At 45.4% G+C, this 12,474-nt stretch carries 9 protein-coding genes; 6 read left to right on the top strand and 3 right to left on the bottom strand.

Going from position 1 to position 12,474, the window contains the following annotated elements; translation table 11 throughout:
- Positions 1–14: 14 nt before the first annotated feature.
- The gene (locus tag AAEY80_RS01465) at positions 15–4,382 is read right to left on the bottom strand and encodes an Rne/Rng family ribonuclease (protein WP_201575821.1); all 4,368 of its coding nucleotides are present in this window, start codon (positions 4,380–4,382) and stop codon (positions 15–17) included.
- Positions 4,383–5,623: 1,241 nt separating this feature from the next.
- On the opposite strand from AAEY80_RS01465, the gene AAEY80_RS01460 reads away from it, so the two are divergent.
- Positions 5,624–6,634, top strand: coding sequence for an RluA family pseudouridine synthase (locus AAEY80_RS01460; RefSeq protein WP_201566129.1), 1,011 nt, complete (start codon positions 5,624–5,626; stop codon positions 6,632–6,634).
- 147 nt (positions 6,635–6,781) lie between these two features.
- On the top strand, positions 6,782–7,450 hold the full coding sequence (locus tag AAEY80_RS01455) for an HAD-IA family hydrolase (RefSeq protein ID WP_201575819.1): 669 nt from the start codon (positions 6,782–6,784) through the stop codon (positions 7,448–7,450).
- A gap of 104 nt (positions 7,451–7,554) precedes the next feature.
- On the opposite strand, the gene yihA is transcribed toward AAEY80_RS01455, so the two are convergent.
- Positions 7,555–8,328 carry a ribosome biogenesis GTP-binding protein YihA/YsxC gene (yihA, locus tag AAEY80_RS01450; protein ID WP_025651710.1) on the bottom strand — a complete coding sequence of 258 codons (774 nt, stop codon included), beginning with the start codon at positions 8,326–8,328 and terminating at the stop codon, positions 7,555–7,557.
- Positions 8,329–8,720: 392 nt separating this feature from the next.
- On the opposite strand from yihA, the gene AAEY80_RS01445 reads away from it, so the two are divergent.
- The 4 genes from AAEY80_RS01445 to AAEY80_RS01430 all read left to right on the top strand — a co-directional run bounded on the left by AAEY80_RS01445 (position 8,721) and on the right by AAEY80_RS01430 (position 11,843).
- Complete coding sequence (locus AAEY80_RS01445; RefSeq protein WP_101210784.1) at positions 8,721–9,056, top strand: c-type cytochrome; 336 nt, start codon at positions 8,721–8,723, stop codon at positions 9,054–9,056.
- A gap of 361 nt (positions 9,057–9,417) precedes the next feature.
- Positions 9,418–10,086 carry a c-type cytochrome gene (locus tag AAEY80_RS01440; protein ID WP_025651708.1) on the top strand — a complete coding sequence of 223 codons (669 nt, stop codon included), beginning with the start codon at positions 9,418–9,420 and terminating at the stop codon, positions 10,084–10,086.
- A gap of 234 nt (positions 10,087–10,320) precedes the next feature.
- Positions 10,321–11,463 carry a hypothetical protein gene (locus AAEY80_RS01435; protein WP_201566131.1) on the top strand — a complete coding sequence of 381 codons (1,143 nt, stop codon included), beginning with the start codon at positions 10,321–10,323 and terminating at the stop codon, positions 11,461–11,463.
- Positions 11,382–11,843 carry an RnfH family protein gene (locus tag AAEY80_RS01430; protein ID WP_227687553.1) on the top strand — a complete coding sequence of 154 codons (462 nt, stop codon included), beginning with the start codon at positions 11,382–11,384 and terminating at the stop codon, positions 11,841–11,843. Before AAEY80_RS01435 ends, AAEY80_RS01430 begins: the two co-directional genes overlap by 82 nt.
- Before the next feature lie 85 nt (positions 11,844–11,928).
- Here the strand turns inward: AAEY80_RS01430 and AAEY80_RS01425 are convergent, their stop codons facing one another.
- The gene (locus AAEY80_RS01425) at positions 11,929–12,348 is read right to left on the bottom strand and encodes an outer membrane protein assembly factor BamE (protein WP_201566150.1); all 420 of its coding nucleotides are present in this window, start codon (positions 12,346–12,348) and stop codon (positions 11,929–11,931) included.
- Positions 12,349–12,474 lie beyond the last annotated feature (126 nt).

The raw sequence follows: 12,474 nt of genomic DNA, 5'->3' as shown, positions 1-12,474 counted from the left end.
TTTGGGCTCTACAATTAGCTTTCGCTGTCTGACTCACCAGACTCTAGCTTTTCAGCTTGCGTTGGCTTTTTATGGTCAGTCTTTGGCTTACGGCTGCGCGCCTTTGGTACTTTTGGCGTGGTTAAATTAAACATACCTGTTTGTGGCAATAGTTGCTCCGCCACATTCTCAATCATGTTTTTATAACTGGCAATCGTGGTTTTTGACTTAGCTGCCTGACTTTCTTCTTTAGTCAGTTGCTCCACTATAGGCTGCTCAGTTTCTGCTTGCTCAGCCTCAACATCTTTGACATCAGCAGTTTTATTGTCAATGCTATTATCATTGCCATTGCCACTGGCATTTGCCTCTTCTAGCGCTTGCTCTGCTTTTAGCAGTTGTTCGCTCTCAGCAGTGATATCGTATGTCTGCGTTTGATTGGCTAAGGCTGTCGCTTCTACCTTGTGCGCATCCACGTCGTTACCAGCTTGCTTAGACTCAGTGACTGGCTCGCTAGCGGTCATGGTTGGCTGCGCTGCTTGCTCATCAGCAATAGTGAGTACCGCTGGTTCCTGATAATCAGGATGTTGACCGCGTGGATCGTTGCTGGCACGTTTGCCAATAGCACGTGGCTCAACGGCTGTTTTGCCTTGCGCTGCCGCAAACTGACTGACCGCTTGCGTCATCGCTTCAAAGCGGGCAAGGTAATCCGCGGCTAAAGGTTGATAGCCGTAGTTGCTAAAGTCAAAGCGACGAGTGGCAAAGTCATTGTCGTCGCCTTTGTTCTCGCTTGAATCGCGTTCAACCTTAGCGCCATTAACAGCCGGTTGGGCTTGCTGCGTATGTGCTTCGATAGCAGCAATAAAGCAGCTGATGACACCATCATTTTTTAAACGACTTTCTGCATCGGTTAATGCCTTACGAACAAAGTCACCAACTGTACCACGAATGCTTGGTGCGCTTGTTACTACTTGCTCAGTTGCTTGCGGCTGCTCAGCAGATTGCGCTTGCTGACTACGAACGACACGTGGGTCATTGCTCGCTTGCCCGAACTTCTTAGCTGTCACGTAGCGTTTGGCAAACAATGCGTCATGCGTCAGCTCAAGCGCTGAGTTACTAGGGTTGCTAGTATCCGTCGCGGGCGTAGTTGCATTGCCGTCGTCAGTTTTTTGTGCGCTTGGTGCTGCTGCTACGCTAGCTGCCTCAGTAGTGACTGGCTTCTGACTATCCGCTTGACTGTCAACACTGTTTTTAGACGCTGTTTGCTCATCTACCGATGCTGTTTTGTCATTGACTTTACGGTCGTCTGTAGGTGCAGCCTGTTGCACCTGATCTGCCGTAGTGCTCACTTCTGCATCATTGCTTTTGCCAGTATTGGCTTGGGTATTGCCTTTTTGCGTCTCACTAACAGACTCATTATCCTGTTTAGCGTTACTTTTTATATCAGCGCTTTTTTCTTCAGTGATTTTTTCTTCAGCGCTTTTCACCTGAGCACTTTTCACCTGAGTACTTTTCTGACTGGTAACGTGCTGACTGGTACCGTGCTCATTCGTACCATGCTTGTCAGTATTTTTCACCGCGCTATTTTGCTGGTGGACACTTTCTTTAGCAGCGTTCTGCTGAGTATGACTATTGTCTGTAGGCTCTTTCGCTGCTTCGTCTTTCGTCGTATCGCGCGCGGAGCTTTGTTCTTCAGCTGACTGACGAGTTGTCTGTGTAGACTTGCTGTCATCTAAGGATAAGTGCACCACTTCTGGTGTCTTAAGCTCATTGGTTGCTTCATTGACCTGTAGCACTACTTCGTTAGGGTCTTGGTTTCGGCGTGTGCTTGATTGGTTCTTGCTAGCGCTGGTAGCCGTTTGCTGAGCGTTTTGCTTAACATTGTCAGCTGTTAGTGTATCGCCGCGCTCAAGCTTGCCGCGTGAGGCACGCTGAGCGTTCGACTTACGTTTAGTGCGAGTCTGCTCGTCTGCTGCCGCTGCCTCGTTACTGTCTTTTTGCTCAGTATCATCGCGATTTCCGTCGTTACGCCCGTTGTTATTACTATTACGGTTGCTATCTTGACGATTATTGCGGTTACGATCGTTAGGGCGTCTATTGCTATTGTCCTGCTGACGTTTGTCTTGGCTACTATCAGCTGACTTGTCATCAGTATTGGTTGCAGCGCTGCTATCGGCATTATTGTTGGCTACATCATCATTGCTCGTCTCGTCACGCTGCTCTTTTCTTTGATGCGGCTTAGAAGATCTTGATTTGCGCGGCTTACGTCTTCTTCTATCCTCAGCATTGTTGTCGTCACTGTCATTATCACTGTCCGTGTTGCGACGTGCTTGCTGACGGTTAGCGTTGGTATTCGACGCTTGGTTATCGCTTTTTTGGCTGCTCTCTGGTTGAGTCGTTTGCGATGTGCTCTGGGCATTGCCAGTCAACGCGCTATTATCAACTTGTCCGAAAGAGCCTAAACTTTGCCCACCATTGTTTACGAGGGCTTCGATGGCTTCTGCGGCATCACGACTACTGACACTATTGGTTGTTTGCGCCTGCGGGGCTTGTGCAAATAGATTCGACAACCATGCCACAGCTTGCGGCTGCACAGTCGTTGCAACACTAGCAGCTTGAGTGGTTACAGGCGCGGCAACGCTCGCTTTATTGTCTTGTGGTGCACGTGCTGACACAGCGTTATTGGCGTTCGTATTCGTATTATTACGACGCTCATTGCTATGACTGACGGTGCTAGTCTGCTGTTGCTCAGTTGCGCTTGGGGCAGTAGTAGGTGCGCGGTTAGCTGCTTGGCTTGTGGCGCTATTGTCTGCTACTTGACGTGGCTGGCGGGTCGGCTGCTGCTCGGGACGCTCTTTCTCAGCAGTTTGCCAGTCAACCTCGTAGCCAAGATCACTATGTTCTTGGGCTGTATCCGTAATACGCTCGTAGCTTGAAGGCGCAAAGCCATCACGGTTAAAGTGTAGCTTAAAGTTTGGTGACTCTAAATGTGCGTGCGGCAAGATGGTGATACGCGTACCACTGTCTTGCTCAAGATAAACTAAGGCATCGCGCTTTTCATTTAATAAGAAAGCGGCGATATCAGTCGGTACTTCGGCTTGCACTTCACCTTGACGCTCTTTTAGCGCAATTTGTTCAATCTGACGCATAATCGATAGTGACAGCGAGCGCAAGTCACGAATCATACCGTTGCCATGACAGCGCGGGCAGATATAACCCGTCGACTCTTCTAATGACGGACGCAGACGCTGACGGCTCATCTCCATCAGACCAAACTTAGAGATATCTCCAAATTGCACGCGCGCGCGGTCATATTTGGTGGCATCAATCAGACGTTTTTCCACTTCTTTTTGGTGCTTATTGTCATTCATGTCAATGAAATCAATGACAATTAAGCCGCCCATATCACGCAGACGCAATTGACGAGCAATCTCGTCTGCGGCTTCTAAGTTGGTATGATAAGCCGTCTCAGCGACATCTGAGCCTTTGGTCGACTTGGCTGAGTTGATATCGATAGAGACCAAGGCTTCAGTTTGATCGATAACGATTGAGCCGCCTGATGGCAGGCGCACTTCACGCTGATAGGCAGTTTCGATTTGTTTTTCGATATTAAAGCGCGAAAACATCGGCTCATAATCGGTATATTTACGCAGTTTTTCAGCTTGTTTTGGCATGACCGCATCGATGAAGCCTGCCGCTTCTATATAAGCGTTTTCGTTATCGATCCAAATCTCAGCAATGTCATCGCGTAGATAATCACGCACGGCACGAGTAACAACGCCCGCTTCTTGATGTACCAAGCGCGGTGATGGATATTTTTGGTTTTGCTCTTGGATGGCTTGCCAGATATTGAGCAGATGGTTTAAATCGTGTTGCAAATCTTCTTGAGTTTTACCAATACCAGCAGTACGAATAATGACGCTCATGCCTTTTGGCAAGTCAAGCCCGCCTAGCATGCGTTTCATATCTTCGCGCAATTTGCCCGAGATTTGACGCGAGATACCGCCGCCACGAGGGTTATTTGGCATCAATACCAGATAACGTCCGGCTAATGACACATAAGTCGATAGGGCAGCGCCTTTATTACCGCGCTCTTCTTTTTCGACTTGGACGATGAGCTCATCGCCTTCTTTAATCAATTTTTTGATATTTTCATCACGTGGATTGCCGCTAAGGTATTCGGCAGAAATCTCACGAATAGGCAAAAACCCTTGACGCTGTGAGCCATATTCGACAAACACGGCTTCAAGCGACGGCTCGACACGGGTGACGTGGCCTTTATAGATGTTAGATTTTTTTTGTTCGCGGGTACGGTTTTCTAAATCGAAATCGTAAAGATGGTTGCCTTTACATAAGGCGACACGAATTTCTTCGTTTTGAGTGGCGTTAATCAGAATGCGTTTCATACTATTATCCTATGAATACACAGGACAACGACTAATATATTGAAAAACTCTGAATGAAAAAACTTTTATGGTAAGTGGCTTTTATAACAAGCCACATTAACGATTTATTCAGACTGCCAATTGGACAGTGATCAATATAATAATAACCAAAGTAAGGAAGCGGTGGTAGCAAGGGACGCTAATATTAAGATTAGCTAAAAATACCAGATGATAGAGCAGCATTGTGCTCAGATAAAATTGAATAAATAAAAGAGCGTATTAAGTGGCACATATAAAAAAATTGCCTATTAATTCACAATGAATTGACTGCGTTTGAGCGTAGCAAACAGAGAGCTTTAAGTAGTTACTGATACAGGGTGTAAGGCTGTAATATTATCTACTGTCACACTTTAAGGGCTTGAAAACTACCGCTAAAATATCGACACCGACTGTCAACCGTTTTTATCGGCCTAGAGGCTTGGCGATTAACACCTTGCCATCGTAAGTTTTACCAAGATGATGAACATCTAAAGTGGTGAAGGGCATGTAATATACTTTGTAAGAGTCTATCGAAGCGCTTGCCACATGGTCACAATTCATTCGCTGTTCGGTTTATTCGCTAAACCGTTAAATTCAACGAACCTCTCAATATTAGCTCAAATCAAATCAATTGTTTTATCTATTATTTTAACTTATAACATCTATGTATTTTGGTGTCTGACCTTAAGAGTGCCACTGCGCTGCTGCTCAGCGGGGCGTACTTGGCAAACAGAATAGTAATCGGCGAATCGCTCGATTGGGTATATATCTTTTATATGACATCTATTATATCTGTTTGACCGCCAATATTCAGGCAGCTCTAAACTCTTAATATCGGACTACCATCACTTGCTCAATTGCGCGCGCTTGCATGATTAAAAATCAAGTCGTGGTCGTGCGTTAAATGAGTAGTTGTGTACTGCTATCGCTTGATACATGGGCGCGTTTGCTACCATGGTCAAGGCGATTATATTTGGTATAAATACCGTTTACTGGACGCTATGCCATGTGTTAATTGGCATTTTATCCTAAAAATTAGATGATGCGTGCAAAATTAGCTTGAAGTACAATGTAGGCCTCGTTACTAGCAAGTAGTAAAGATGGCGATAAGTTGTTTGAGACAATAACGATTATTGCCGCAACCTCTGCTTAATTGGCGCTCAACATGCTAAACTATAACAAATCTTTGTGTAAATACCTAACTAAAAATGACAAACTCCAAAATGACTGACGACGCAACTACCCATGAAGCTCCTGCTATCTTCAATAGCAAAACTCGCCCGCAAAGCGCCGACGATGAGATTAGTAACTTTGAAAAGGTCAATTACCTTGAAGTCACTCGCCATCAGCACGACCAGCGCTTAGATAACTTTTTATTGAACCGTCTAAAAGGTCTGCCCAAGTCGCACATCTATAAAATGATTCGCTCAGATGAGATTCGAGTTAATAATAAGCGCTGCAAAGCACACGATAGAGTGCAGCGTGAGGATGTGGTGCGTATCGCTCCTGTACAGCTGGCGACCCGTGAAAAACCCATTATCAGCACTGAATTTGCCAATAGCTTATTGGCGCGAGTGGTCTATGAAGACGATGGTCTGCTAGTGCTCAATAAGCCTTCTGGTATTGCCGTACATGGTGGCAGCGGCCTTGATTTTGGCGTTATCGAAGCCATGCGTGAAGTGACTGGTAAAAAATACCTAGAGCTGATTCATCGCATCGATAAAGATACCTCAGGTCTGCTGATGATTTCCAAGAAGCGCTCAGCGCTGAAAACCTTGCAGCAGCATCTCGTCGACAAAACCATCCAAAAGCATTATCTATGCATTGCTAAGGGTCAGCCTGCCCTGAATGAGCAACGTATCGATGCACCATTGCTACGCTATACACTGGCTAGTGGTGAGCGCCGCGTGAAAGTAGATGCGCAGGATCCTCAATCTAAAGAAAGCCAGACAGATATTATCGTGCATGGCCGTTTTATGATTGCCGGTCAGCCGGTCAGCTTAATCGAAGCGAAGCCACTAACGGGTCGTACCCATCAAATCCGGGTGCATTTGGCTCATCTGGGTCACGCTCTCCTAGGTGACGATAAGTATAACGTCCATGACAAATCTGGCGTGCATCGTCTGTGCTTGCATGCATGGCGCTTAGATATTCCGGGTTATAAGACTATTACCGCACCATTACCAGATGAGATGGCTGATTGGCTACCAGAGCAAACCAAGTTGCCTGAATAAACTTGACCGCTTTGCGCTCCATGTTAAAGTGTAGCCAGTATTAAGTGTTAACCCTAAACGTCATGCTCACTTATTGATTTGTATTAATAAGTCGGCGTGACGTTTTAGTATCTGTAATAAATGCACACCATTTACCAAGGCAAATTTATGAGTGAACAGTCTGATCATGGCTTAGCTGATAAGACGCTAGTTATTTTTGATTGGGACGGTACGTTGATGGATTCAATTGGTCTAATCGTTGAGTCTATGCATGTGGCTGGAGAGGCGCATGGCTTTCACACGACTGATCAAGCAGTCAAAGACATCATTGGTCTTAGCCTGATGAACGGTATTGAGATTTTGTATCCACAGGCAAGTAACACGCAAAAGCTGGCCATTCAGCAAAGCTACGCTGACTACTATATTCCAAATAGCCATCGCACACCGTTCTTTGCCCCTACGGAGGCCATGCTAAAGACTTTGCAACAGCAGGGTCGTAAGCTTGCCGTGGCTACTGGCAAAAAGCGGCGCGGACTGGATCGCGTATTGGATGCTTCGGCAAGTCATGATTATTTTGACATTACCCGCTGTGCTGATGAGTCAGGCTCAAAACCTGATCCACAAATGCTGACCGACATCTTGAATCATACGCAGCAGCCAATATCAGGCGCGGTATTCATCGGTGACAGTATCTATGATATTCAAATGGCAAATAAGCTGGGTATGACTAGCATTGCTGTCAACTATGGTACCGCATCCAGCGCCGAACTGGCTGCTCAGTTACCCACTTATCAGGTAGAGACACCGCAAGAATTAGCGAAACTGTTGTGCGGCTAGAATCAATGTGAACAAATACATGACAGCAAAAAAGGGTGTATCGCTATTAACGATACACCCTTTTTTTTATCAACTTTTATGAAGTACTACTAATACTCTGCTATTTACTTATCAGTTGGCAACTCATGGTTAGGCTGCTCATTATCTTCGAACATATCTTCTTCTGTAAGTGGCTCATCATCAAGCAGATTAAAAGAAGATTCAATGATTTTGTCATCACTAAGCTGGTACTCATACCAATTGCCCATTACCCCAGCCAATTCATCAAGCCCTTCTTTTCTTAAGGCAGAAAACAGTTGAATGGTGCATTTAAGACCTAACTTTTTTAGTCTTTTACGGGTATTGAGTAAGGCGTTTTTAGAAGCGCCATATTTCAATTTATCCGCTTTAGTCAGCAAAATATGGACAGGTAGATCACCTTCTTTGGCCCAAAATAGCATTTGCTCATCAAAGAATTTGAGCGGATGACGAATATCTGTCATCAACACCAAACCTGCTAGGCTTGAGCGCGATACCAGGTATTCTTCCAATTCGACCTGCCATTCTTTTTTCATCTCCAGCGGCACGGCAGCATAACCATAGCCTGGTAAATCAACCAGACGTCTGTGCTTGTCACCAATACTAAAAAAGTTAATCATCTGCGTACGCCCAGGCGTCTTGGACGAGCGCGCCAACTGCCGCTGGTTGGTCAATGCATTGATAGCCGAGGACTTACCCGCGTTTGAGCGTCCTGCAAAAGCAACCTCTAACCCGACATCAGGCGGACAAAGGCGAAACGTAGGTGCTGACGTCATAAACTCAGTTTGCTGAATTCGTTGGCGCGATTTGGTATTAAACACCGCATGTTCGGCGGCGACATCTGTAAACGGGGTACTCATAAATGGCTCATTAATCTGCAAAAAATTGGATACGGTAGTGAGAGTTGGGGGTTGGCTAATCGTTCAAGCGGCGCATCGAATAAATAAAACGCGAGTGGCTAAGGCTGATAGCAATGATCGTCTCAAATTAGTGACTATTCTATACTATTAACCGTCTTACTTATTGAAATGATGGCGATTAGTCTCATATAAACGACAGCATACCATTAAAGCGTAGTAGCGCTTAGCGAAAGTTCTTTACAGCACAATAAAGGCGTTACGAAAGCCAAACTCGATTCATGTATATTAAGTCGACATATATTGTTACAATGTTTAATGAAAAACGTTTAAGATCGTATTTAACTAAGCAAATATTAAATTAAACGTCTGAAAAACACATAAGGGGGTGTCCCATGTCTTCAATCACCACACTTTTTACCAAAACCTGCCGTCTGTTAGCAGGTAGCGGCGCAGCGCTCATCCTGACAACGGCAATGACAACCAGTGCCGGTGCTGCTGATATTGCTACGACCTATAATAACTCATGTGCGGCTTGTCACGATAGTGGCGCGTTGAATGCTATCAAAAAAGGCGACAGTGCTAAGTGGCAGCAGCTCATCCAACAAAAAGGCATGCCAGCTCTGATCAACTCAGTCAAAAGTGGTATGACACAGATGCCAGCTGGCGGACTCTGTGATAACTGTAGTAATGATGACTATCGCAAGCTGATTGACTATATGAGTAAATAGCAAAACGCATAAATAGCAGGTGCCTGACCAAAATTTTAGACGGATATAATAAAGCGCTAGGGGCATACCCCTCATGCGCTTTTTATTTTTCAGGCAGTTTTCTGTGGTAGCACCAATAGAAAAACCATTGGCTACTGTGACTGAGTAGGTATTAATTAGGGATTAAGTAGGCAAATACTATAAAGTCTTGCTATAATAATCCAAAATAAACCCTGATGTTAGTAAGTACTTTCAGACTGCTTGTAACAAGTCCATAAGATATATGCTGAACTCGCTAAATAGTAGCGCGACGTATATCAATGGGCTCGTCGATGCAACCACTCTAAATAATGCTTACGCCGAGCTAGTAGGATTTGTATCAATGAAAAAGTTAATCGCTGCTGCCAGTTTATGCGTTGCAAGTTTCAGCGTACAAGCTGCTATTGTTGTTCCCGAATATGACGTTAACGCCGGCAAGCAAATTGCAGAAACAGTCTGTGCAGCTTGTCATGGTGTTGACGGTGTCAGTGTTGTTCCTGCTCAGCCTAATTTAGGCGGCCAAAATGTTAAGTATCTCTATAAGCAGTTGGTCAATTTTAAAGCAGGCTACCGCAAAAACGGTATTATGCAGTCGCAAGTGGCGAATTTGTCGCAACAAGACTTGGCCAATGTGGCAGGCTATTATGCAAGCCAAGCACCTTGGGGTGTTGGCTTCGGTAATCCAGCGACTAACCAAGAAGCGACCAAGCTGTTTTTAGGTGGTGACAAATCTCGTGGCATTATTGGTTGTGCAGGTTGTCATGGTCCAGATGCGGCCGGTAATACTTGGGCGGCGTTTCCACGTTTAGGTGGACAACACTCGCAATATATTGCGACTCAGCTAAAACTGTTCCGTGCCGCTGGCCGCGAAGATGATATCGCAAGCGATGATCAAAAGCGTGCTAACGATGCAGCGAAAGAAGGCGAAAAGGGTATGATGCAGACAGTAGCTTCTAAGCTGTCAGATCGCGATATCCGTATTTTGGCCGACTATGTGAGCGCCGTTCACTAAGTGATATTGCTTAGCGTCGGCTATATTATAAATTGGCTGTATCATAGATAGCACCTTGCTATGGAACCGTCGCTTAGGTGTCAGCCATTATTTAGTTATTAAACCCCGATTTCGGGGTTTTTTTATAACTGCTAGTCCCTTATATTAGATAGTCCCTTATATTAAACAGACCTGTGTATTGTACAGAGGGTTATAAATTATCGTTATTCACTTTAGATCGTTTGGATTTAGATTATGATGATCCGCTATGCTTCTTATTTTATCGCCGCGTTGCTACCACTATTGTTGTTTCGCTGGTTTGCGCCTGCGTCCATTGGTGAGATTGACTTTTGGTTACTTTGGCTGTTGGCAATGCTATTGGTCTCACTGCCAGTGGTATATGCTGAGATTGCGCTCGCTTATCGTAGTGTCGATGCCCCGTTGGCAGGTATGCAGAAACTCACTCGTGAGGCTGATGCCAGTCCGTTATGGCGAAGCTTTGGTTGGTTGGCAGCCCTAGTTTCGATTATTATTGCCGCGTTAGTCATATCGGGCGCTAGCACGGGTATTGTATCAGCGCTTAGCGATATTAATAGTGCACCTGACATTCCAAGCTTTGCTATCGCTGCGGGATTGATGGTCATCGCCGTCTTATTAAGCTTACTCGGTGTTACGCCTTTACCGATTGGCTTAGGATTAATGCTCGTCGGCTTGCTGCTAGGGGTGGCGAATGGTTTGCCGAATATTGACTTTGCGATGACGGGTATCAGCTTAAGTGAATGGGCGCGCGCGGTTGCTTTAGCGCTAGTCAGTGTGGGGGCGGGTACAGGACTGTATTGGTTCGGTCAACATTTATCAACCAAGCAAGTCGTCACAGCGGTAGAGGTAGACAATATCAATGCGCAAAAGCCAGCACGCACTCGTGCCAATCAAGAATATCGGGCGACCAAGCTGGTATTGCCTATATGGATATTACAGTTATTGGTTGGCGTTGTAGCATTATTCATCAGTGGCATGGCACTACCGCCGATCGGACAACTGATTTATTGGCTAGGGGTGGTGTTTGTGGCGAGCTACTTGCTACATTATAGTGCACAGCAGTTGGCGCATAAGTTTGGACTGTTGGTTAGCTTGATGATAACTTTTGTGGTAGCGCTGGTACTAGTCCTCGTTATACCGACTACATGGCTAGTAGGTATACTGGTTATTATCAGTAGTATCACGGTATTGTTGTTGTCGATTTTCGCCGGCTGGCAGATGAAGATAAGCCATTTACGCAAGTCTCTAAACTTTGGCAATGAAGCGTTCTATAACCTATGGCGGGTAGCGATACGTCTCATTGTACCAGTGGCATTGCTATTGGCATTAATAGGCTGGGTGATGCAGTGGTTGAGCTAACGGCTGATGCGGTTGAATTTAACCATACTCGTAACAGTAATACTGTGGCCCAGTCTAAGCGGAGCGCGTTCATGACAGTATATCTGGCATATGCTGAAGAGGCGCAGCGTCAACATTATCTGACGTTGTCAGTCGCTGAGGGCACTACTTTGTATGAGGCACTCGCGCAAGCAGGCTGGTTGATGCAATTTCCAGCATTGGCAACGTGGTGTGAGGAAGTGGTACATGTGACAGCACCAGCGGCTAAGCGTTGGCATGTAGGTATCTACGCCCAAAAGCAGCCGCTAAACTATCAATTGCAGCCGTTTGACCGGATAGAAGTCTATCGCAGCTTAAGCGCTGATCCTATGTCTCAGCGCAAAAGTAAGTCTCGAGGTTAATCATTTAGCCGAACCGTTAAGCTTAAGCGTTATCAAGTCTGCCATTTTGAGACTAACAACCAATAAGCCTAAATTTACATCAGAATTATTGGGCAGGCAGGGTTTCGATACCTTCGATGCGACTGACCAAGCCGTTATCATCAAAATACACCACTAAATGTTGGCTAGCGTTTTTGACATTAGCGATGCCTTTACGTTTACCTTCTGTGCCCGCTTTATAATCGTAAATATAGTCCCAACGTTTAGGCTCTAGCGTATCTTTAATCGCTGGGCTGCCCAAAATATAAAGGACTTGGTTTTGGTTCATGCCCACTTGCAGTTTTTGTGCTTGCACTTGGGTAATCGCAGTCCCTTGTGGCAAATCAATCTTATACACACTCATTAATGAGCAGCCAGACATCACAACCGAGGCACTAAGCATACCGGTCAGGACAATCTTGCGTAATGCGCTTGCGCGGCTTAACGGACGAAAATTTAATGTCTTTATCATGGTAAGATGACTCATAAAAAATGGATTAGGTGCGGTCAAGAAGCGTTGCTGCTGGTCTTGCCGACAATCTTGGACAAATGATACGTCATTTACTTGCAATTGCCTACCACTTACGACATTATTTACCAAACACTACCTCAC

Source organism: Psychrobacter sp. 78a-MNA-CIBAN-0178, assembly GCF_040309625.1.
GTDB lineage: Bacteria > Pseudomonadota > Gammaproteobacteria > Pseudomonadales > Moraxellaceae > Psychrobacter > Psychrobacter okhotskensis.
This window is presented reverse-complemented; position numbering and strand designations above follow the sequence as displayed.